General features: G+C 68.7%; 18 protein-coding genes. 11 read left to right on the forward strand and 7 right to left on the reverse strand.

Features of this window, described 5'->3' with window-relative positions; genetic code table 11:
• Positions 1-119 precede the first annotated feature (119 nt).
• The 4 genes from AC1RRW_RS17475 (at position 120) to AC1RRW_RS17490 (ending at position 5800) form a co-directional block, all read left to right on the forward strand.
• Positions 120-1910, forward strand: coding sequence for a peptide ABC transporter substrate-binding protein (locus AC1RRW_RS17475; protein WP_492902286.1), 1791 nt, complete (start codon positions 120-122; stop codon positions 1908-1910).
• Between the two features lie 155 nt (positions 1911-2065).
• Complete coding sequence (locus tag AC1RRW_RS17480) at positions 2066-3025, forward strand: ABC transporter permease (protein WP_492902288.1); 960 nt, start codon at positions 2066-2068, stop codon at positions 3023-3025.
• Positions 2991-3932 (forward strand): ABC transporter permease, encoded by a 942-nt coding sequence (locus AC1RRW_RS17485; RefSeq protein ID WP_492902290.1) that lies wholly within the window; start codon positions 2991-2993, stop codon positions 3930-3932. Before AC1RRW_RS17480 ends, AC1RRW_RS17485 begins: the two co-directional genes overlap by 35 nt.
• A 17-nt stretch (positions 3933-3949) precedes the next feature.
• Positions 3950-5800 carry an ABC transporter ATP-binding protein gene (locus tag AC1RRW_RS17490; protein ID WP_492902291.1) on the forward strand — a complete coding sequence of 617 codons (1851 nt, stop codon included), beginning with the start codon at positions 3950-3952 and terminating at the stop codon, positions 5798-5800.
• 70 nt (positions 5801-5870) lie between these two features.
• On the opposite strand, the gene AC1RRW_RS17495 is transcribed toward AC1RRW_RS17490, so the two are convergent.
• From AC1RRW_RS17495 to AC1RRW_RS17525, 7 genes are all read right to left on the reverse strand, one after another.
• Complete coding sequence (locus AC1RRW_RS17495) at positions 5871-7529, reverse strand: OFA family MFS transporter (protein WP_492902293.1); 1659 nt, start codon at positions 7527-7529, stop codon at positions 5871-5873.
• Positions 7530-7629: 100 nt separating this feature from the next.
• The gene (locus tag AC1RRW_RS17500) at positions 7630-7896 is read right to left on the reverse strand and encodes a formate dehydrogenase subunit delta (protein ID WP_492902295.1); all 267 of its coding nucleotides are present in this window, start codon (positions 7894-7896) and stop codon (positions 7630-7632) included.
• Positions 7896-8753 (reverse strand): formate dehydrogenase accessory sulfurtransferase FdhD, encoded by an 858-nt coding sequence (fdhD, locus tag AC1RRW_RS17505; RefSeq protein WP_492902296.1) that lies wholly within the window; start codon positions 8751-8753, stop codon positions 7896-7898. The genes AC1RRW_RS17500 and fdhD overlap by 1 nt, the downstream gene beginning before the upstream one ends.
• Positions 8740-11634 carry a formate dehydrogenase subunit alpha gene (gene fdhF / locus AC1RRW_RS17510; protein ID WP_492902298.1) on the reverse strand — a complete coding sequence of 965 codons (2895 nt, stop codon included), beginning with the start codon at positions 11632-11634 and terminating at the stop codon, positions 8740-8742. Before fdhF ends, fdhD begins: the two co-directional genes overlap by 14 nt.
• A gap of 10 nt (positions 11635-11644) precedes the next feature.
• Positions 11645-13240 (reverse strand): formate dehydrogenase beta subunit, encoded by a 1596-nt coding sequence (locus tag AC1RRW_RS17515; protein WP_492902299.1) that lies wholly within the window; start codon positions 13238-13240, stop codon positions 11645-11647.
• Entirely contained in the window at positions 13237-13716 is a 480-nt protein-coding gene (locus tag AC1RRW_RS17520) for an NAD(P)H-dependent oxidoreductase subunit E (RefSeq protein ID WP_492902301.1), read from the reverse strand. The genes AC1RRW_RS17515 and AC1RRW_RS17520 overlap by 4 nt, the downstream gene beginning before the upstream one ends.
• A 230-nt stretch (positions 13717-13946) precedes the next feature.
• Complete coding sequence (locus tag AC1RRW_RS17525; protein ID WP_492902303.1) at positions 13947-14861, reverse strand: LysR family transcriptional regulator; 915 nt, start codon at positions 14859-14861, stop codon at positions 13947-13949.
• A 278-nt stretch (positions 14862-15139) separates the two neighbouring features.
• Here AC1RRW_RS17525 and AC1RRW_RS17530 point away from each other — a divergent pair, with 278 nt between their 5' ends.
• The 7 genes from AC1RRW_RS17530 to AC1RRW_RS17560 are packed head-to-tail and all read left to right on the forward strand — an operon-like array spanning position 15140 to position 20440.
• Complete coding sequence (locus AC1RRW_RS17530; protein WP_492902438.1) at positions 15140-15616, forward strand: phosphonopyruvate decarboxylase; 477 nt, start codon at positions 15140-15142, stop codon at positions 15614-15616.
• Between the two features lie 5 nt (positions 15617-15621).
• Positions 15622-16218, forward strand: a complete 597-nt coding sequence (locus AC1RRW_RS17535) for a thiamine pyrophosphate-dependent enzyme (protein WP_492902440.1) — start codon at positions 15622-15624, stop codon at positions 16216-16218.
• Positions 16190-17188: an NAD(P)-dependent oxidoreductase gene (locus tag AC1RRW_RS17540; protein ID WP_492902305.1), complete on the forward strand. Its 999-nt coding sequence runs from the start codon at positions 16190-16192 to the stop codon at positions 17186-17188. The genes AC1RRW_RS17535 and AC1RRW_RS17540 overlap by 29 nt, the downstream gene beginning before the upstream one ends.
• Before the next feature lie 13 nt (positions 17189-17201).
• The gene (locus AC1RRW_RS17545; RefSeq protein ID WP_492902306.1) at positions 17202-17981 is read left to right on the forward strand and encodes an SDR family NAD(P)-dependent oxidoreductase; all 780 of its coding nucleotides are present in this window, start codon (positions 17202-17204) and stop codon (positions 17979-17981) included.
• A 42-nt stretch (positions 17982-18023) separates the two neighbouring features.
• Positions 18024-18797, forward strand: a complete 774-nt coding sequence (locus AC1RRW_RS17550; protein ID WP_492902308.1) for a LamB/YcsF family protein — start codon at positions 18024-18026, stop codon at positions 18795-18797.
• A complete protein-coding gene (locus tag AC1RRW_RS17555; protein ID WP_492902309.1) occupies positions 18794-19492 on the forward strand; it encodes a 5-oxoprolinase subunit B family protein in 699 nt (232 codons plus the stop codon). The genes AC1RRW_RS17550 and AC1RRW_RS17555 overlap by 4 nt, the downstream gene beginning before the upstream one ends.
• Positions 19493-19495: 3 nt before the next feature.
• The gene (locus AC1RRW_RS17560; protein WP_492902310.1) at positions 19496-20440 is read left to right on the forward strand and encodes a 5-oxoprolinase subunit C family protein; all 945 of its coding nucleotides are present in this window, start codon (positions 19496-19498) and stop codon (positions 20438-20440) included.
• Positions 20441-20442 lie beyond the last annotated feature (2 nt).

Below are 20442 nucleotides of genomic sequence, written 5' to 3' on the forward strand. Positions count from 1 at the left end.
CAGCGGCACTGCGCTGCACGATTGACGCACGGCTTGGCACATGGCTTGCTCCGGCCTCCCAAGAACGAGCGGCGCCACGCCGCCGGGATACAGACGAACGCATCAAGCGGAGGTTTTCCATGAAAGAGCACGAGATCAGCCATCTGGTCGAGCAGGTGAAGGACGGCGCCCTGTCGCGGCGCGGCTTCATCCAGAAGGCTCTCGCACTGGGCGTCGGCGCGCCGATCGCCAGCCAGATCCTGCTCTGGAACGGCGTGGCGATGGCCAACGCCACGCTCGAATACAAGCCGACCAAGGCCGGCGGCGGCGGACCGCTGAAGGTTCTGCTCTGGCAGGCCCCGACGCTGCTGAACCCGCATTTCGCCAGCGGCACCAAGGACCAGATCGCCTCGCGCATCTTCTTCGAGCCGCTCGCCGGCTGGGACAAGGAGGGCAACCTCATTCCCTGCCTCGCGGCCGAGGCGCCCTCCAAGGCCAATGGCGGCCTGTCCGCCGACGGAACGACGGTCACCTGGAAGCTGAAGCAGGGCGTGAAATGGCATGACGGCAAGCCGTTCACCGCCGACGACGTCGTCTTCACCTGGGAATACGCCAAGGAACCGGCGACCGCCGCCTACACGACCGGCTCCTACACGAACATCACGGTCCAGAAGGTCGACGACCACACGGTCAAGGTCATCTTCAAGGAGCCGACGCCGTTCTGGGCCGATCCGTTCGTCGGAACCGTCGGCCAGATCCTGCCGAAGCACCTGTTCGCCGATTATGTCGGCGCCAAGTCGCGCGAGGCCCCGGCCAACCTCAAGCCTGTCGGCACCGGACCCTACAAGTTCGTCGACTTCAAGCCGGGCGACATCCTGACCTGCGAACGCAACCCCGACTATCACGTCAAGAACCAGCCTCATTTCGACACTCTCGAGGTCAAGGGCGGCGGCGATGCGGTCTCGGCGGCGCGCGCCGTGCTCCAGACCGGCGAATACGACTATGCCTGGAACCTCCAGGTCGAGGACGAGGTCCTCAAGCGCATGGAGACCGGCGGACGCGGCAAGATCAGCGCGGTCGCTTCCGGCGACATCGAGTTCATCATCCTCAACACCACCGATCCGTGGACCGAGGTCGATGGCGAGCGCTCCAGCGTCAAGACCAAGCATCCGACGCTGTCCGATCCCAAGGTTCGCCAGGCCATTGGCCTGCTGATCGACCGCGACTCGATCCAGAAGTTCATCTACGGGCGCGGCGGCACGGCGACCGCGAGCTTCGTCAACGAGCCCAAGCAGTTCAAGTCGACCAAGCTGAAGGCCGAGTTCAGCATCGACAAGGCGAACAAGATCCTCGACGACGCCGGCTACAAGCGCGGGGCCGACGGCATCCGCGAGAAGGACGGCAAGAAGCTCAAATACGTCTACCAGACCTCGATCAACGCCCCGCGCCAGAAGACGCAGGCGATCATCAAGCAGGCCTGCCAGCGCGCCGGCATCGACCTCGAGCTGAAGTCGGTGACCGCGTCGGTGTTCTTCTCCTCCGACGTCGCCAACCCCGACACCTACACCAAGCTCTATGTCGACATGGAGATGTATACGACCACGCAGCCGCAGCCCGATCCGGAGCGCTTCCTCAACCAGTTCGTGTCCTGGGAGATCGCGAGCAAGGAGAACAAGTGGCTCGGCCGCAACGTCTCGCGCTATAGCGACCCGAGGGCGGACGAAGCCTACAAGGCCGCCCAGAAGGAGCTCGACCCGGCCAAGCGCGCCGCCCTGCTGATCACGGTCAACGAGATCTTCTGCGAGGCGAACGTGATCCTGCCCCTGCTCTCGCGCACCCGCGTCGCGGCGTCCGTGACCAACCTGATGCACGACCACAGCGGCTGGGACGTCGACACCTGGAACATCGCCGCCTGGTATCGCACCGCCTGACCTGACCGGAGCCTCCGCGCGATGCCGATCGCGCGGAGGCTCGCACGCCATCACCACGCCGAACACCGACGCGCACCGGCGGCGACGCGGACCCGACGATCCGACGCGCTCCGTTCGCCATGGCCCATGCCGAGCGTCCAAAAGAGAAACTGCCCATGGCGAGTTACCTTCTGCGAAGACTGCTGATCGCGATCCCGAGCCTGCTCGGAATCAGCCTCATCCTGTTCACGGTGCTGGCGATGGCGCCGGGCGACCCCTTCCAGGAAATGGCGACCAATCCGAACGTGCCGCCGCAGGTGCGCGAGGCGCTGCGCGAGAGCTTCGGCCTCAACGACCCGATCATGGTGCGCTATCTGCGCTGGCTCGCCGCAATGGCCCAGGGCGACTGGGGCTTCTCCTTCGCCAGCCGCATCGACGTCGACAAGCTGATCCTGCAGCGCGTCCCGACCACGCTCTTCGTCGTCGGCACCTCGCAGCTCGTGGCGCTGTCGATCGCGCTGCCGGTCGGCATCTACGCCGCGACGCGGCCCTATTCGGTCTTCGACCAGATCGCCAACACGCTCGCCTTCGTGGGCTTCTCGCTGCCGACCTTCTTCACCGGCCTGCTCTTCATCCTGGTGTTCTCGGTGACGCTGGACTGGTTCCCCTTCGTCTACCGCTCCGACGTCGCGGCGACCGGCTGGCGCTGGTACTGGGAGATGTTCCGCCAGGCGATCATGCCGATCATGGTGCTCGGCCTGTTCCAGGCGGCGTCCTACACCCGCTATGTGCGCTCCTCGGTGCTCGACGTGATCCGGCTCGACTACGTCACCACCGCCCGCGCCAAGGGTCTGGGCGAGAAGCGGGTGACGCTGCGCCACATCACCCGCAACGCGCTGATCCCGGTCGTCACGCTGGTCGCGCTGCAGATGCCGGCCGTATTCGGCGGCGCGATCGTGACCGAGCAGATTTTCCGCATCCCCGGCATCGGTTCGCTCCTGATCGACGCGATCCTCGCCAACGACACGCCCGTCATCATGGCGGTGACCTTCGTCTTCGCCTGCCTCGTCGTCCTCTTCAACCTCATCGCGGATATCCTTTATGGCTGGCTCGACCCTCGCATCTCCTTCAGCTGATCCCGTCGCCGGGGCGGCCAGGGCGAGCGCGCCCGTCTCGCCGGGGCGCGAGACCTGGCGCCGTTTCCGCCGCCATCGCCTCGCCATGGCGAGCTCCGTCGTGCTGGGCCTGCTCATCCTCGGCGTCGTCGTCGGCCCCTGGATATGGACGGTGCCGATCAACGAGATCGACTTCTCGGCGCAGCTCGAGCGCCCGTCCTGGAAGCATCCGCTCGGGACGGACGATCTCGGTCAGGACCTCCTGGCCCGCGTCATGTATGGCGGGCGCATCTCGCTCGCCGTCGGGCTCGCGGCGATGGTCGTCGCGACCTCCGTCGGCGTCCTGATCGGCTCGCTCGCCGGCATGTCGCGGCGCTATGCCGACCCGTTCCTGATGTGGGTGACGGATCTCTTCCTGTCGCTGCCGCAGCTGCCGCTGCTGCTGCTCGTGATCTATCTCTTCCGCGAGCAGCTCAAGGCCGCCTTCGGCGTCGAGGGCGGCGTCTTCGTGCTGATCGTCGTCGTCATCGGCGGCCTGCGCTGGATGCCGGTGGCGCGCCTCGTCAGGGCCCAGTTCCTGTCGCTGCGCGAGAAGGAATTCGTCGAGGCGGCGCGCGCGTCGGGCGCCTCGAAATTCCAGCAGATGGTCCACCACATCCTGCCCAACGCGATCGGCCCCGTGATCGTCGCCTCGACGATCGAGGTGTCGTCGGCGATCATCGCGGAATCGACCCTGTCCTTCCTCGGCCTCGGCTTCCCGCCCGACATCCCGACCTGGGGGCGGCTGCTCTACGACGCCAAGGACCAGCTCGATTCCGCGCCGCACTGGGCGCTGTTTCCGGGAGCGGCGATCTTCCTGACCGTGCTCTCGATCAACTTCATCGGCGACGGCCTGCGCGACGCGCTCGACCCGCGCCGCGTGATCTGACGAGCGGAGAGACATCGATGACCCAGCCCATCCTCTCCGTCTCGAACCTGACCACGGCCTTCCGGGTCGAGGGCGTCTGGAAGCCGGTGGTCCGCAACGTCTCCTTCGACATCGCTCCGAAGGAGACCGTCGCGGTGGTCGGCGAGTCCGGCTCCGGCAAGAGCGTGACCGCGCTCTCGATCATGCGGCTGACGCCGTCGGGCAACAGCCGCGTCGAGGGCTCGGTCAAGCTCGCCGGTCGCGAACTGCTGACGCTGCCGAATTCGGAGATGCGCAAGATCCGCGGCGACGACATGGCGATGATCTTCCAGGAGCCGATGACCTCGCTGAACCCGGTGCTGACCATCGGCTTCCAGATCGCGGAGTCGCTGATCCTGCATCGCGGCATGTCGCGCTCGGAGGCCGAGGCCGAGGTCGTGCGGCTCCTGGAGAAGGTCCGCATCCCGGCGGCGAAATCGCGCTTCAACGAATATCCGCACCGCTTCTCCGGCGGCATGCGCCAGCGCGTGATGATCGCCATGGCGCTGGCCTGCAAGCCCAAGCTCCTGATCGCCGACGAGCCGACGACGGCGCTCGACGTGACGATCCAGGCGCAGATCCTGCAACTGATCAAGCTGCTGCAGGAGGAGGAGGGCATGTCCGTCCTCTTCATCACCCACGACATGGGCGTCGTCGCCGAAATCGCCGACCGGACCGTGGTGATGTACAATGGCGAGGCGGTCGAGACCGGCGACACGCCCGACATCTTCGCCCGCGCCAAGCATCCCTACACCCGCTCGCTGCTCTCGGCCGTGCCCAAGCTCGGCGCGATGACGGGCCGGGCCCGGCCGATGCGCTTCCCGGTCGTCGACCGGGCGACGGGGGAATCCGACGTGCCGGTCGAGGTGCCCGACACCGTGGAAGCGGCCGCGCGGCCGGTGCTGGAGGTCTCCGGCCTGACGACGCGCTTCGACATCCGCACCGGCATCCTGTCGCGGGTCACGGGCCGCGTCCATGCGGTCGAGAACGTCGCCTTCAGCCTGCAGGGCGGCGAGACCCTGGCGCTGGTCGGCGAATCCGGCTGCGGCAAGTCGACCACCGGGCGCTCGGTGATGCGGCTGATCGAGCCGCTCGCCGGCTCGGTGCTGCTCGACGGCGTCGACGTGCTGAAACTCGGCCAGAACGAACTGCGCGAGCAGCGCAAGCGCATGCAGATGATCTTCCAGGACCCGTTCGCGTCGCTGAACCCGCGCATGAACATCGGGACCGCGATCGCCGAGCCGCTGCTGATCAACAAGCTGGCGACGCGCTCGCAGGCGCGCGAGCAGGTCAACGAACTGCTGCGCCGCGTCGGACTCAACCCCGACATGGCGAACCGCTTCCCGCACGAGTTCTCCGGCGGCCAGCGCCAGCGCATCTGCATCGCGCGCGCGCTCGCGGTCGAGCCCAGGCTGATCGTGGCCGACGAATCGGTCTCGGCGCTCGACGTCTCGGTCAAGGCGCAGGTGATCAACCTGATGCTGGAGCTGCAGGCGCGCATGAAGCTCGCCTATCTCTTCATCTCGCACGACATGGCGGTGGTCGAGCGCGTCAGCCACCGCGTCGCGGTGATGTATCTCGGCGAGATCGTCGAGATCGGCCCGCGCGAGGCGATCTTCGGCAATCCGCAGCACCCCTACACCAAGCGGCTGCTGGCGGCCGTGCCCGTCGCCGATCCGATGCGCCGCCACGACAAGCGGCCGGTCTCGAACGACGAGATCAAGAGCCCGGTCAGGCCGGCCGACTACGTCCCGCCCGAGCGCATCTTCCGCGAGGTGTCGCCCGGCCATTCCGTGATGGTCTGGGGCGAGGAATGGGAAAAGCCGGCGCAGCGCCCCGTCGCGGCCTGACGCATCCCGCTTCGGATAATGAAAAGCCTGCGCCGGCTTTCGGCGCAGGCTTTTCCTTTTCAGGTCTCGCTCAGCGGAACAGCGCCAGCGACTTCGACAGGGTGATCCAGACGCCCCAGGCGAGCGGCAGGCCGACCACGGCCCAGGCGAGCAGCGCCGTGCCGTCGAAGCCGCCCTTGCCGATGCCGAACGAGCCGTATTGCACCGTGGCGTCGACGCTGGCGCTGCGGGCCTGGAGTGCAGCAACCTCGGCGTCCTTCATGAACCGGCGCGCCGCCACCGGCCGCACCAGCAGGTTGGCTATGAAGCCGACCACCAGCATGCCGGCGAGGATCAGCATCGTCCGGTCATAGACCTGCGCGCGCGGCACGCCAGCCGCGATCTGCGCCTCGCGGATGTAGTTGACCACGACCGGGCCGACGATGCCGGCCGTCGACCAGGCCGTCAGCAGGCGGCCGTGGATGGCGCCGACGAACTGCGTGCCGAACATGTCGGCGAGATAGGCCGGCACGGTGGCGAAGCCGCCGCCATACATCGACAGGATGATGCAGAAGAAAGCGACGAAGAGCGCCAGCGAGCCGATGCTCGCAGCCCAGGGCGACAGCCCGTACATCATCACGCCGAGCCCGAAGAAGGTCGCGTAGGTCAGCTTGCGGCCGAGCTTGTCCGACAGCGAGGCCCAGAAGAAGCGGCCGACGATGTTGAACAGCGAGAGCAGGCCGACGAAGGCCGCCGCGATCGTCGCGACCTGGCGCTTCTGGTCGGCGTCGAGCGCGGCGAACGCCACGTCCGGCCGGCCGATCAGCTTGCCGGCGAATATCTCCTGCAGCATCGGCGAGGCCATGCCGAGCACGCCGATGCCGGCCGAGACGTTGAGGCAGAGCACCGCCCAGATCAGCCAGAACTGCGGCGTCTTGTGCGCGTCCTTGAGATGGACATGGCCGGAGGTGATCATCGCGTTCTGGGTCGCCGGCGGCGTCCAGCCCTCGGGCCGCCAGCCGGCCGGCGGGATGCGGTAGCCGAAGGCGCCGGCCATCATGAAGACGAAATAGATGCCGGCCATGACGACGAAGGTCTGCCAGACGCCGACCGAATTCGCGGTCTTGAAATAGTTCATCAGGATGTCGGCCAGGGGCGAGCCGATCATGGCGCCGCCGCCGAAGCCCATGATCGCCATGCCGGTCGCCATGCCGCGCCGGTCGGGGAACCATTTCACCAGCGTCGAGACCGGCGAGATGTAGCCCAGGCCAAGACCGATGCCGCCGATGACGCCCGAGCCCAGCCACATCAGCCAGAGCTGGTGCGAATAGATGCCGAAGGCCGAGATCAGCAGGCCGCCGCACCAGCACAGCGCCGAGACGAAGGCGGCGCGGCGCGGGCCGACGCGTTCGAGCCAGCCGCCCCAGATCGCCGCCGACGAGCCGAGAAAGACGAAGAACAGCGTGTACATCCAGCCGAGATCGGCGACCTTCCAGTCGCAGGCCGTGGTGAAGAGCGAGGTCAGGAGGCCCGCGTCAGCGGCGCAGGCCACCGGCCGCGTGATCCCGATCGCCTGGCTCAGCGGCAGCCAGAACACCGAAAAGCCATAGGCCATGCCTATGCAGAGATGGATGCAGAGCGCCGCCGGCGGCACGAGCCAGCGATTGAAGCCGGCCCTGGCGATGATGCGCTCGCGGTCGAGCAGCCCCGGGCCGCCGCCGATCTGTCCGATATCCTGTGCGATCGTCATGTCTGCTCCCCTGTTCGCAAAGATCCACCGTCGGGCCGGGTTGTTCCCGGCTCGTTGAAATCCTCTTTGCGCCGCCGTCCTTCGGCCGCGCGCTCTTCCGCTATCCGCCCCGTCCCGGCCTGATCGCCGGCAAGGCTTTCCGCACGAGGGGCTGGATATCGTCGGAACCGGCGTCGAACGCGGCGAGAAAATCCGCGCGCATGCGCCGGCTCCAGAACTGGTTGATGTGGTCGGCGATGGCGGGGACCGCCTGATCGTCGGGATAGGATTTGAAGAAATCGGCGATCTGGCCCGCCATGCGCGCGAGCTTCTCGCGCTGCTCGGCCTTGTGAAGATCGGGATCGCGAGGCGTAGACTCGGGCCGCATCATCGCGTCGCGGTCTCCAGCTCCGAGGCGAGCGCCCCGGCGAAGACGATGCAGCCGTCGTCGCGGGCGACCGAGACGAGCGTGAGGCCGAGCGCGGCGGCGCGTTCGATCGCGAGCGATGTCGGCGCCGAGATCGAGACCAGCGCGCCCGCCCCGAAGATCGCGGCCTTCTCGACCATCTCGAAGGAGGCGCGGCTGGTGACGAGCGCGAAGCCGTCCTTCGCGTCGTGGCCGGCGCGCAGGCGCGCGCCGATCAGCTTGTCGAGCGCATTGTGCCGGCCGACATCCTCGCGCGCGGCGAGGATCGCGCCCTGCGCGTCGCACCAGACGGCGGCGTGGACGGAGCGGGTCAGCCGGTGCAGCGGCTGGTGCCGGTCGAGCGTCGACAGGGCGGCCGCGATCGCACCCGGCCCGATCGGAGCCTGGGCGCGCGAGCCGGCGGCCGCCACCGGCATCTCGGCCAGCGTCTCGACGCCGCAGAGCCCGCAGGAGGTCCGGCCCGAGAGGTTGCGCCGCCGCGCCAGATGCTCGCGGAAGCGGCCGGGCTCAAGATCGACCGCGACGACGATGCCGTCGCGCTGCAACGACACCGAGATCGCGCGGATTTCGGACGCGCCGCGCACGATGCCCTCGGTCAGGCTGAAGCCGGTGACGAAATCCTCGAGGTCGGACGGCGTCGCCATCATCACCGCATAGGGCTGGTTCCCATAGACGATGCTGACCGGCGCCTCGACCGCGACCTCGGCCATGGCCGAGCCGGGCCGTGGCGAAGCGAAACGCAGCGGCGCGACCGAGACGGCCTGCGAGGCCGGCGGCTGGGCGGGGATGCTCTCGCGGGATCGGCTATTCCGCCGCATCGGGCAGCCTCCCCGCATCCTTGACGGCGATCTTGCGGAGGCTGACGTCCTCCTCGCGGTTGCGCTCCTGCCATTGCGAATAATAGTTCGTCCGCCGGACCTCGACGGCGGTGACCTTGTATTCCGGACAGTTCGTCGCCCAGTCGGAATAGTCGGTCGTGATGACGTTCGCGCCGGTCTCGGCATGGTGGAAGGTGGTGTAGACCACGCCGGGCTGCATCCGCTCCGACACTTCCGCGCGCAGCGAGATGTCGCCGGAGCGGCTGGCGAGCGCGACGAGATCGCCGGTCTTGACGCCGCGGTTCTCGGCGTCGAAGGGGTGGATCTCCAGCACGTCCTCGTCATGCCAGGCCGAGTTCGCCGTGCGGCGCGTCTGCGCGCCGACATTGTATTGCGACAGGATGCGGCCCGTCGTCAGGATCAGCGGGAAGCGCGCGCCGGTGCGCTCCTCCGTCGGCACGAACTCGGTGATCATGAACTTGCCCTTGCCGCGCACGAAGCGGTCGACATGCATCAGGGGCGTCCCCGTGGGGGCCTTGTCGTTGCAGGGCCACTGCACCGAGCCGAGCTTGTCGAGCTTGTCGTAGCTGACGCCGGCGAAGCTCGGCGTCAGGCGCGCGATCTCGTCCATGATCTCGGAGGGGTGGGCGTAGGCCATCTCGTAGCCGAGCGCTTTCGCGAAATCGATCGTGACCTGCCATTCGGCCTTGCCGGAGAGCGGCGCCATGACCTGCCGGACGCGGTTGATGCGGCGCTCGGCATTGGTGAAGGTGCCGTCCTTCTCCAGGAAGGACGAGCCCGGCAGGAAGACATGGGCGTATTTCGCCGTCTCGTTCAGGAAGAGGTCCTGCACCACGACGCATTCCATCGCGGAGAGGCCCGCGGTCACGTGCTGTGTGTTGGGGTCGGACTGGGCGATGTCCTCGCCCTGGACGTAGAGCGCCTTGAAGGTTCCGCCGACCGCCTCGTCGAGCATGTTGGGGATGCGCAGGCCGGGCTCCAGATCGAGCGTCACGCCCCACATCATCTCGAAGATCTGCCGCGTGGCGTCGTCCGAGACATGGCGATAGCCGGTGAACTCGTGCGGGAAGGAGCCCATGTCGCAGGCGCCCTGGACATTGTTCTGGCCGCGCAGCGGATTGATGCCGACGCCGTCGCGGCCGATATTGCCGGTCGCCATGGCGAGGTTGGCCATGCCCATGACCATGGTCGAGCCCTGGCTGTGCTCGGTGACGCCAAGCCCATAGAAGATCGCGCCGTTGCCGGCGTTGGCGTAGAGCCGCGCGGCGGCCCTGACGTCGGCGGCCGGCACGCCGGTGAATTCCGCGCTCGCCTCGGGCGAGTTGACCTCCTGCGCGATGAAGCGGGCCCAGATCTCGAAATCAGCGAGGTCGCAGCGCTCGCGGACGTAATCCTCGTCGATCAGACCCTCGGTGACGACGACATGGGCGATCGCGTTGATCAGCGCGACGTTGGTGCCGGGCTTGAGCTGAAGATGGTGCTCCGCCCTGATGTGGGGGGACTTGACCATGTCGATCCGGCGCGGATCGGCGACGATCAGCCTGGCGCCCTGGCGGATGCGCTTCTTCATGCGCGAGGCGAAGACGGGGTGGCCGTCGGTCGGGTTGGCGCCGATGACGAGGATGACGTCGGCCTTGGCGACCGACTTGAAGTCCTGCGTGCCGGCCGAGGTGCCGAGCGTCGTCTTAAGGCCGTAGCCGGTCGGCGAGTGGCAGACCCGGGCGCAGGTGTCGACATTGTTGTTGCCGAAGCCGGCGCGGACCAGCTTCTGGACGAGGAAGACCTCCTCGTTGGTGCAGCGCGAGGAGGTGATGGCGCCGAGCGACTCGCGGCCATACCGACCCTGGATGCGCTTGAACTCGCCGGCCGCGTGCGCGATCGCCTCCTCCCACGAGACCTCGCGCCAGGGATCGGTGATCTTCTCCCGGATCATCGGCCTGGTGATGCGGTCCGTGTGGGTGGCGTAGCCCCAGGCGAAGCGGCCCTTGACGCAGGAATGGCCCTCGTTCGCCTTGCCGTCCTTGTAGGGCACCATGCGGACGACCCTGTCGCCCTGCATCTCGGCCTTGAAGGAGCAGCCGACGCCGCAATAGGCGCAGGTCGTGACCCTGGAATGCTCGGGCTGGCCCATCTCGATGACCGAGGTCTCCATCAGCGTCGCCGTCGGGCAGGCCTGCACGCAGGCGCCGCAGGAGACGCATTCGGAGCCGAGGAAGTCGGTCGGGCCCGCGGCCACGCGCGAGTCGAAGCCGCGTCCGGTGATCGTCAGCGCGAAGGTGCCCTGAACCTCCTCGCAGGCGCGGACGCAGCGGTTGCAGACGATGCACTTGGTCGGATCATAGGTGAAATAGGGATTCGACGCGTCCTTGCCGAGCCAGTTCTCGTTGGCGAGCCCGTCCGCCGTCCTGGCGAAAACGTGGTTCTCTCCCTCATAGCCGTAGCGCACCTCGCGCAGGCCGACCGCGCCCGCCATGTCCTGCAACTCGCAGTCGCCATTGGCCGAGCAGGTCAGGCAGTCGAGCGGGTGGTCGGAGATGTAGAGCTCCATCACGCCCTTGCGCAGGCCGGAGAGGTTCTCCGACTGGGTGCGCACGACCATGCCGTCCTCGGCCGGCGTGGTGCAGGAGGCGGGCGTGCCCCGCCGGCCCTCGATCTCGACCAGGCAGAGCCGGCATGAGCCGAAGGGCTCGAGCGAATCCGTGGCGCAGAGCTTCGGGATCTTGGTGCCGAGCGACATCGCGGCGGCCATGACCGAGGTGCCGGCCGGCACGGTGACGCTCATGCCGTCGACCGACAGCGTCACGGTCTTCTCCGAGACGCGGATCGGCGTGCCGAAATCGATCTCCTTGATCAGGCTCATGGCTGCATCCTCATTCGGCGGCCAGCGACCAGCCGGTCGCCGGCGGCGAAGACTTGGCCGGCGGAACCGGCCGGTCGAAATCCTCGGAGAAATGGTTCAGCGCGCTCAGCACCGGCATGGGGGTCAGGCCGCCCATGGCGCAGAGCGAGGCGTCGGTCATCAGCTTCGACAGGTCGCGCAGCACGGCCAGGTTCTTTGGGCGTTCGACGCCCGCGATGATCCTGTCCATGGTCTCGACGCCGCGCGTCGCGCCGATGCGGCAGGGCGTGCACTTGCCGCAGCTCTCCTTAGCGCAGAACGCGAAGGCGAAGCGGGCCTGGCGGGCCATGTCGACGCTGTCGTCGAAGACGACGATGCCGCCATGGCCGAGCATGGCCTTCATCGCGGCCAGCGCCTCGTAGTCCATCGGCACGTCGAGCTGCCCCGCCGTGAGATAGGCCCCGAGCGGGCCGCCGACCTGCACTGCGCGGATCGGCCGGCCGGACAGCGTGCCGCCGCCGAGATCCTCGATGATCTCGCGCAAGGCGATGCCGAAGGCGAGCTCGACCAGCCCGCCGCGCCGGACATTGCCGCCGAGCTGGACCGGCAGCGTGCCGCGCGAGCGGCCCATGCCGTAATCGGCATAGGCCTGCGCGCCATGCGTGAGAATCCAGGGCACGGCGGCGAAGGAGAGCACGTTGTTGACGACGGTCGGCTTGCCGAACAGGCCCTGCAGCGCCGGGATCGGCGGCTTGGCGCGGACGATGGCGCGCTTGCCCTCGAGGCTTTCGAGCAGCGAGGTCTCCTCGCCGCAGATATAGGCGCCGGCGCCGAGCCTCACCTCGAGGCGGAAGGCGTGGCCCGAGCCGAGCACGTCGTCGCCGAGGATGCCGGCGCTCTCGGCCTTCAGGATGGCGCGCCGCAGCGTGCGATGAGCGTGGGGGTATTCCGAGCGCAGATAGATGTAGCCCCTGGTCGCGCCGACCGCGACGGCCGCGATCGCCATGCCTTCGATCAGCAGGAAGGGATCGCCCTCCATCAGCATGCGGTCGGCGAAGGTGCCGCTGTCGCCCTCGTCGGCGTTGCAGACGATGTATTTCTGCACTGCCGCGGCGTCGTGCACGGTCTTCCACTTGATCCCGGTCGGGAAGCCGGCGCCGCCGCGCCCGCGCAGGCCCGACGCCTTGACCGCCTCGACGATCTCGATCGGCTGAAGATTCAGCGCGGCCTGAAGGCCGGCGAGGCCGCCATGGGCGCGGTAGTCGGCAAGCGACACGGGATCGGTGATTCCGACGCGCTCGAAGATGAGGCGCCGCTGGCGCCTCATCCAGTCGAGCTCCTCGGTCGGCCCGAGACGCAGGCGATGGTCGCCGCCGCCCCGGAAGCCGGCCTCGAACAGGCCCGCGACTTCGCGCGCGGCCACCGGCCCATAGGCGATCCGGCCGGCCGGCGTCTCGACCTCGACCAGCGGCTCCAGCCAGAGCATGCCGCGCGAGCCGTTGCGGACGAGATCGACCGCGAGACCACGCTCGCGCGCCTCCCCGAGGATCGCCTGCGCCACAGCTTCGGCGCCGACCGACAGGGCGGCGGCGTCGATCGGCACGAAGATGCGGACCGTGTCGCTCATGCGGCCGCTCCCGCGACACCGCAGAGGTCGGCAAGCCTGCCGGCGTCGAGCCGCCCGAACAGCTCGCCATCGACCAGGGCCGAGGGGCCGAGCGCGCAATTGCCGAGGCAGTAGACCGTCTCGACCGCGACATCCTTTGCCGCGTCATGACGATCGAGCGCGATGCCGTGGTCGCGGGCGAGATCCTCGACCAGCGCCTCGCAGCCGAGCGCCTGGCAGGCCTCGGCGCGGCAGAGCTTCACGACGCGGCGCGGCGGCGGCGCGCTCCGGAAATCATGGTAGAACGAGATCGCGCCATGCACCTCGGCGCGGGACAGGTTCAGCGCCTCGGCGATGACCGGGACGGCCTTGGCGTCGACATAGCCGAACGCCTCCTGCAAGGCGTGCAGGATCGGCAGCGTCGCTCCCTCGAGATGCGCGAGGCCTGCGGCGACCGATCGCGCTTCGTCATCGTTCCAGGCGGGGTATGCGGCCATTCTTCCTCCATCCGACGCGGTTCTCCCGACGTTCGCTTGGCCCGAGTGGGACCGAAGAATAAGAGGAATTCAAATCGTTTATTCCAACCAGATGATAGCTTCCAACTATCGTAATAGCAGGTTTCGCGTTTCGCCCGGCCGTGGCTGTCGAGAGCGGGGTGATAATCTCCGCCTATCCGGGCATATTGCGCCGCACAAACCGCGCGGCCTCTTGCAAAGATAGTTCGCGGCTATCGCACGATCGGCCGGCGCGGCAGCACCGCCTCGCCGACCGCCCGCGACATCATCAGGAGGTTGCGCGCCAGCGGCGCGAAGGGCTGCCGGTCGGCGACGATCAGCCCGATCGTGCGCTGGGCCTGCGGCTCGACGAGGGGAAGCGCCCTGGTCCCGATCGGAATCCCGAAGAATTCGAGCAGTTGCAGCGAGACGATGCTGGAGACGCCCTGGATGCCGGCATGCGAGCACAGGTTGAAGATCGAATTGGTCTCGATCGCCGGGCGCGGCGCCTGCCCGACCGAGCGGAAGATGCCGTCGATGATGCGCCGGTTCTGCATGTCCGAGGTGAGCAGGCAGAGCTTGAGCTCGCCGGCCTCGGCCCAGGTGATCGAGTCGCGCCCGCCATGCGGCCCGTCCTCGCGCGTCAGCAGAACGTAGGATTCCTGGTAGATCGGCTTGGACACGACGCCGTCGAGCGGCTCGTTGTCGAGATAGGTCAGGCCGACATCGAGCTCGAAATTGTCGATGCGCTCCTTGATGTCCGATGAGGTCAGGGACAGCACCGTCAGAGAGACCGCCGGATAGCGCGAGGAGAACGGGGCGGTGATGTGCGCGATCATCGGCAGCGCAGTCGGGATGGCGCCGAGCCGGATGCGCCCGCTGATTCCGGCCTTGAGCTCGGCGATCGATTCCTTGAGCAGATCCGTCTCGGCCAGGATGCGGCGGGCATGGGCGACGACGACCTCGCCCTCCTTGGTCAGCCCCTGGAAGCGGCGGCCGCGCTCGACGATGAGCACGCCGAGCTCGGCCTCAAGCTGGGCGATGGCGGCAGACAGCGTCGGCTGCGAGACGTGGCAGGCCTCAGCCGCCCGGCGGAAATGCCGCTCGCGGGCGAGCGCGTCGAGATAGACAAGCTGGCGGATGATCATCGGCGGAGCACGTTCACGACGGCGGCTGCCGACGCGGAAAGGTTAGAGCAAGTTCGGCGAAAACGGAGCCCCGCCGTTTTTTCGTTCCCATGACCGAACGACATGTCGCTGTCCTTGAAACGCGCATGAAGCGGGCTTGAGCCGCGCGCCGCCAGCGGCCATCCTCGCCACGGATCCGACTGGAGAAAAAGCCCGTGGGCGAGACCACCGTTTCAAACGCCGCCGGCGCGGAGGCCGCGGCCGCCGCCGTCAGCGGCTGGCCGGCGAGGCTCCACGCCATGCTGAAGGCGGCCGAGGTGCGCCAGATGGCCTTCGTTCCCGATGCCGGCCACAGCGCATTGATCCGGCTGTTCCAGGCCGACGCCGAGGTGAAGACCAACGTCCTCACCACCGAGGAGGAGGGCGTCGCGATCTCGACCGGGGCCTGGCTCGGCGGGCAGCGCTGCGTGCTGCTGATGCAGTCGAGCGGCGTCGGCAACTGCATCAACATGCTGTCGCTGCCGGTGATGACGCGGGCGCCGCTGCTGATGCTGGTGACGATGCGCGGCGAATGGGCCGAGTTCAATCCCTGGCAGGCGCCGATGGGGCGCGGCGCGCAAGCGGCGCTGGAGGCGGTCGGCATCCGCGTGATGCGGGCCGACACGGCGGAAGACCTCGTGGACACCGTCGAGGCGGCGGCCGCGCTCGCCTATGAGGGCGACCAGCAGATCGCGGTGCTGATCGGCCAGCGCCTGCTCGGCCGGAAGAAGTGGTGAGCGCGATGGCCGATCCGGACATCTCATCGCTCGGCCGCCGCGCCGTCGTCGCCACCCTGCTCAGGGACCGGGGCGACACGCTGGTCGTGACCGGGCTGGGTTCGGCGACCTACGACGTCCACGCCGCCGGCGACCACGACGGCAACTACTATCTCTGGGGCGCGATGGGCGGCGCCGCGCTGGTCGGCCTCGGCCTCGCGCAGGCGCAACCCGCGCGGCGCGTGCTGGTCGTCACCGGCGACGGCGAGCAGCTGATGGCTTTCGGGGCGCTCGCCACCATCGCGGTCGCGAAGCCGAAAAACCTCGACATCGCGGTGATCGACAACCAGCATTTCGGCGAGACCGGCATGCAGGGCAGCCATACCGGCCACGGCGTCGACCTGGCGAAGGCGGCGGAGGCCTGCGGCTTCGCGACGGCGAAGACGCTGACCGGCATGGCAGAGGTCGAGACGCTGGCCGGGACGCTGCACGGAGCGCCCGAAGGCCCGCGCCTGTTCGTGATCAAGGTCGCGGCCGAGAACCCGCCGCGCTCCCTGCCCTCGCGCGACGCGGTCTACATCAAGAACCGTTTCCGTGCTCATCTGGGACTGCCGCAGGGCTGATGCGGCATTGCCATCCGCAACCCACCGCAACGCGATAGCCAAGACGACAAAACACGAGGAAAAGACCCGCATGGATATGATCGGTTTCGTCGGACTCGGCCGCATGGGCCGGCCCATGGCCTCGAATCTGTGCCGCAAGGGCTTTCGCCTCGTCGTCCACGACGTCAACCGCGAGGCCGTTGCGGAACTGGCCTCGCTGCAGGCGCGGGCGGCGGAATCGGTCGCGGAGGTTTCGGCCGATGCCGACGTGATCGTCACCATGCTGCCGAACTCGGCGATCGTCGCGCAGGTCGTGGCCGGCCCGGGCGGCGTGCTGGAGCATGCGAAGCCCGGCAGCCTGATCATGGACATGAGCACGATCGACCCGCTCGTCACCGATGCGCTGGCGAAACAGGCCGCGGCGAAGGGGATCGGCTTCGTCGACGCGCCTGTCGGGCGGCTGGCGACGCATGCCGACCGGGGCGAATCGCTGTTCATGGTCGGCGGCGCGGAGGCCGATTTCGCCCGTGTGAAGCCGCTGCTGGAGGGCATGGGCTCGACGATCCATCATTGCGGCCCGGTCGGCAGCGGCACGCGGACCAAGCTGGTCAACAACTATCTCGCCGTGTCGCTGTGCCAGATGAACGCCGAGGCGCTGGCGCTGTCGCAGCGCTTCGGGCTGACGCTGGAGACGACGCTGGAGGTGCTCTACGGCACCACCGCCGTGAACGGGCAGCTCAAGGTCAACTGGCCAAACAAGGTGCTGATCGGCGACACCGAGCCCGGCTTCACCATCGATCTGGCGCATAAGGACCTCAGCCTGATCGTCGACGCGGCCAATGCGGCGAAAGTGCCGATGCCGCTGGCGGCGGCCGCGCGCGAGGCCTTCAGCGCGGCCCGCGCCGGCGGGTTCGGCGGGCGGGATTTCTCGGCGATGGTCGATGCGCTCTGCCATCAGGCCGGGATCGAGAAGCCGCGCCTGAAGCGCTGAAAGGAGCGGCACGATGAAACTCGACGGCAAGGTCGCGGTGATCACGGGGGCGGCGCGCGGCCTAGGCCGCGCCTGCGCCGAGCGCTTTTCGCAGGAGGGCGCGAAACTCGTCATCGCCGATATCGACGGCGAGGAACTCGCCCGCGCGGCCGATGCGCTCGGGCGACCCGAGAAGGTTTTTGCCGCCCCGAGCGACGTGACGAAACGCAGCGAGGTCGATGCGCTGGTCACGGCGGCGGTCGAGCGCTTCGGCCGGCTCGACATCATGCTGAACAACGCCGGCATCGCCCGCGGCCAACCCTTCCTCGAGATCGCAGAGAGCGATTTCGACGCGGTCATCGGCGTCAACCTGAAGGGCGCCTTCTTCGGCGTGCAGGCGGCCGGGCGTCAGATGGTCGCGCAGGGCACGGGCGGCGTGATCATCAACATGTCGTCGATCAACGCGCTGCTCGCCAACCCGAACCTCGCGACCTACGCGATCTCCAAGGGCGGCATGAACCAGCTCACCGCGGTCGCGGCGGTGGCGCTCGCGCCGCACGGCATCCGCGTCGTCGGCATCGGGCCGGGCACGATCCTGACCGAGATGGTCGCGACGGCGGTAATGACCTCCGACGAGGCGCGGCGCTCGGTGCTGTCGCGCACGCCGATCGGCCGCTGCGGCGAGCCGGCCGAGATCGCCTCGGTGGCGGCGTTCCTGGCCAGCAGCGACGCCTCCTACCTGACCGGGCAGACGATCTATCCCGATGGCGGGCGGCTGGTGCTGAATTATACGGTGCCGGTGGCGGAAGGCTGATCCTGCCGGCCGCGCTGGTCCGGCCTGTGCTAGGATGACGCGATGACGCGCAGCATCGACCTCAATTCCGATCTCGGCGAGGGCTATGGCCCGTGGCGCGCCGGCGACGACGCCGCCATGCTCGACCTCGTCACCAGCGCCAACATCGCCTGCGGCGGCCATGCCGGCGATCCCGAGACGATGGTCGAGACGGTTGCGCTCGCCAAGGCGCGTGGCGTCGTGGTCGGCGCGCATCCGGGCTATGCCGACCGCGAGGGCTTCGGCCGCCGCATCATCCCCTGCTCGGCCCGCGAGATCGAGCGCTTCACCGCCGTGCAGATCGGCGCGCTGATGGGCGCGGCGGCGCTGGCCGGCGCGAAGGTGGCTTACGTCAAGCCGCATGGCGCGCTCGGCAATCTCGCCTGCGACGATCGCGGCGTGGCCGACGCGATCGCGCGGGCGGTCGCCGCCGTCTCGCGCGATCTGCCGGTCCTGACGATCTCCGGCACGGAACTGGAGCCCGCCGCCCGCGCCCGCGGGCTTGACGTCCACAGCGAGATCTTCGCCGACCGGGGCTATCTGCCCAATGGAAGGCTGGCGCCGCGCAGCCGGGACGGCGCGATGATCCATGATGCGGACGCGGCGGCGCGGCGGCTGGTCGCATTCCTCGACACCGGGCTGATGCCGACGCTGGAGGGGCCGGCGATCCGGCTCGCGGCGCAGTCGATCTGCGTCCATGGCGACAGCACTGGGGCGGTCGCGATGGCCCGGACCGTGCGCGCGGCGCTGACGCAGGCCGGCGTATCGATCGCGCCCTTCCTGCCGCGCCCGGCATGAGCGCGTCCGCGCAGGGGTTTCCGCGCTTCCGGCCGGTGGCGGAGCATGCCGTGCTGGTCGAGCTCGGCGAGACGATCGACGCGGACATCAACGCGCTGATCAGGCGGCTCGACGCGGCGCTCTCGGCCACGCCGTTCCCGGGCTTCACCGAGGCTGTGCCGGCCTATGCCAGCCTGCTCGTCGGCTTCGACCCGCTGCTCAGCGACCATGCCTTGGTCGAGGCGGCGATGACGGCGCTGCTGCAAAAACCCGCGACCCTGCCGCCCAAGGGCGAGCCGCGCGAGGTGGCGGTCTGCTACGAGGGCGAGTTCGCGCCCGATCTCGACGCGGTCGCCGAGGCCACCGGCCTCGCGCGCGAGACGGTGATCGCGGCGCATCTGGCCGGCGACTACAGCGTCTTCATGTACGGCTTCGCGCCGGGCTATGCCTATCTCGCCGGCGTGCCCGAGGCGATCCGGCTGCCGCGCAAGCCCTCAGCCGTGCGCGGCATCGCCGCCGGGAGCGTGCTGATCGCCGGGCCGCAATGCCTCGTGACCACGCTGGTCATGCCGACGGGCTGGTGGATCATCGGCCGCTCGCCGACCGAAATCCTGCGCGAGGAGACTGGAAAACCGTTCCTGTTCGAGATCGGCGACGATGTCCGCTTCCGCCGGATCGACCGAGCCGGCTTCGACGCGCATGGCCGGGCCGGCTGAGCCATGGCCCGCGCCGTGATCGAGATCGTGCAGGCCGGCCCGCTCGTCACCGTGCAGGATGGCGGTCGGACCGGGCTGATGCGCTATGGCGTGCCGGCCTCGGGCCCGATGGATCGCGGCGCCTTCGCCATCGCCAACGCGGCGCTCGGCAATCCGGATGGCGCGGCCGGGATCGAGATCTCGATCGGCGGGCTGGCGCTCGACTGCGTCGAGGGCTCGGTCACCATCGCGCTCGCCGGTGGCGGGTTTCGCGTCATCCTCGATGGCCGGGAATACCCGTCCTGGCTGGTGACGACGCTGACCGCCGGGATGCGGCTCTCGGTGACGCCCGGCCCGTGGGGAAGCTGGAGCTATCTCGGCTTCGCCGGCCGGCTCGACGCGAAGCCATGGCTCGGCAGCGTCTCGACGCATGGCCCGTCGGGCTTCGGCGGCGGCAAGCTGATGGCGGGGCACCGCCTCGTGATCCCGGACGCCGAGCGCCGCGAGGCGCGGGTCGGCGAGCTCGACTGCCCCGTCACGGCAAGGCCGCGCCAGCGCGTCAAGGTCGTGCTCGGCCCGCAGGACCGCTTCTTTTCGCCGGAGACGATCGAGACGCTGCTGTCGGCGTCCTTCACCCTGACCGACGCCTATGATCGCATGGGCGTGCGGCTCGCCGGGCCTTCGCTCAGGCCCGACGCGGTGCTCGACATGCCGTCAGAGCCGATCGCGCGCGGCTCGATCCAGGTCTCGGGCGACGGCGTGGCGACCGTGCTGCTCGCCGACCACCAGACCACCGGCGGCTACCCCAGGATCGCGACGATCGTCCGCGACCATCTCGACGGATTTTCGCAGCTGCGCAGCCGGAGCCAGGTGGCTTTCGGCGCGATCCCGCCGCAGGCCGCGGTCGAGGCGGCCCGCACGCGCCGGCTGTCGCGGGCGCGGTATCTGGCGAGGCTGCATGACGGCTGATC

This window comes from Allobosea sp. GW821-FHT12C12, from assembly GCF_058807355.1.

What these genes read in the sequence shown, in the direction of transcription:
- AC1RRW_RS17475 (WP_492902286.1), top strand. Translation starts at nt 120, where the DNA reads ATGAAAGAGCACGAGATCAGCCATCTGGTCGAGCAGGTGAAGGACGGC.
- AC1RRW_RS17480 (WP_492902288.1), top strand. Translation starts at nt 2,066, where the DNA reads ATGGCGAGTTACCTTCTGCGAAGACTGCTGATCGCGATCCCGAGCCTG.
- AC1RRW_RS17485 (WP_492902290.1), top strand. Translation starts at nt 2,991, where the DNA reads ATGGCTGGCTCGACCCTCGCATCTCCTTCAGCTGATCCCGTCGCCGGG.
- AC1RRW_RS17490 (WP_492902291.1), top strand. Translation starts at nt 3,950, where the DNA reads ATGACCCAGCCCATCCTCTCCGTCTCGAACCTGACCACGGCCTTCCGG.
- AC1RRW_RS17495 (WP_492902293.1), bottom strand. Translation starts at nt 7,529, where the DNA reads ATGACGATCGCACAGGATATCGGACAGATCGGCGGCGGCCCGGGGCTG.
- AC1RRW_RS17500 (WP_492902295.1), bottom strand. Translation starts at nt 7,896, where the DNA reads ATGCGGCCCGAGTCTACGCCTCGCGATCCCGATCTTCACAAGGCCGAG.
- fdhD (WP_492902296.1), bottom strand. Translation starts at nt 8,753, where the DNA reads ATGCGGCGGAATAGCCGATCCCGCGAGAGCATCCCCGCCCAGCCGCCG.
- fdhF (WP_492902298.1), bottom strand. Translation starts at nt 11,634, where the DNA reads ATGAGCCTGATCAAGGAGATCGATTTCGGCACGCCGATCCGCGTCTCG.
- AC1RRW_RS17515 (WP_492902299.1), bottom strand. Translation starts at nt 13,240, where the DNA reads ATGAGCGACACGGTCCGCATCTTCGTGCCGATCGACGCCGCCGCCCTG.
- AC1RRW_RS17520 (WP_492902301.1), bottom strand. Translation starts at nt 13,716, where the DNA reads ATGGCCGCATACCCCGCCTGGAACGATGACGAAGCGCGATCGGTCGCC.
- AC1RRW_RS17525 (WP_492902303.1), bottom strand. Translation starts at nt 14,861, where the DNA reads ATGATCATCCGCCAGCTTGTCTATCTCGACGCGCTCGCCCGCGAGCGG.
- AC1RRW_RS17530 (WP_492902438.1), top strand. Translation starts at nt 15,140, where the DNA reads ATGCTGAAGGCGGCCGAGGTGCGCCAGATGGCCTTCGTTCCCGATGCC.
- AC1RRW_RS17535 (WP_492902440.1), top strand. Translation starts at nt 15,622, where the DNA reads ATGGCCGATCCGGACATCTCATCGCTCGGCCGCCGCGCCGTCGTCGCC.
- AC1RRW_RS17545 (WP_492902306.1), top strand. Translation starts at nt 17,202, where the DNA reads ATGAAACTCGACGGCAAGGTCGCGGTGATCACGGGGGCGGCGCGCGGC.
- AC1RRW_RS17550 (WP_492902308.1), top strand. Translation starts at nt 18,024, where the DNA reads ATGACGCGCAGCATCGACCTCAATTCCGATCTCGGCGAGGGCTATGGC.
- AC1RRW_RS17555 (WP_492902309.1), top strand. Translation starts at nt 18,794, where the DNA reads ATGAGCGCGTCCGCGCAGGGGTTTCCGCGCTTCCGGCCGGTGGCGGAG.
- AC1RRW_RS17560 (WP_492902310.1), top strand. Translation starts at nt 19,496, where the DNA reads ATGGCCCGCGCCGTGATCGAGATCGTGCAGGCCGGCCCGCTCGTCACC.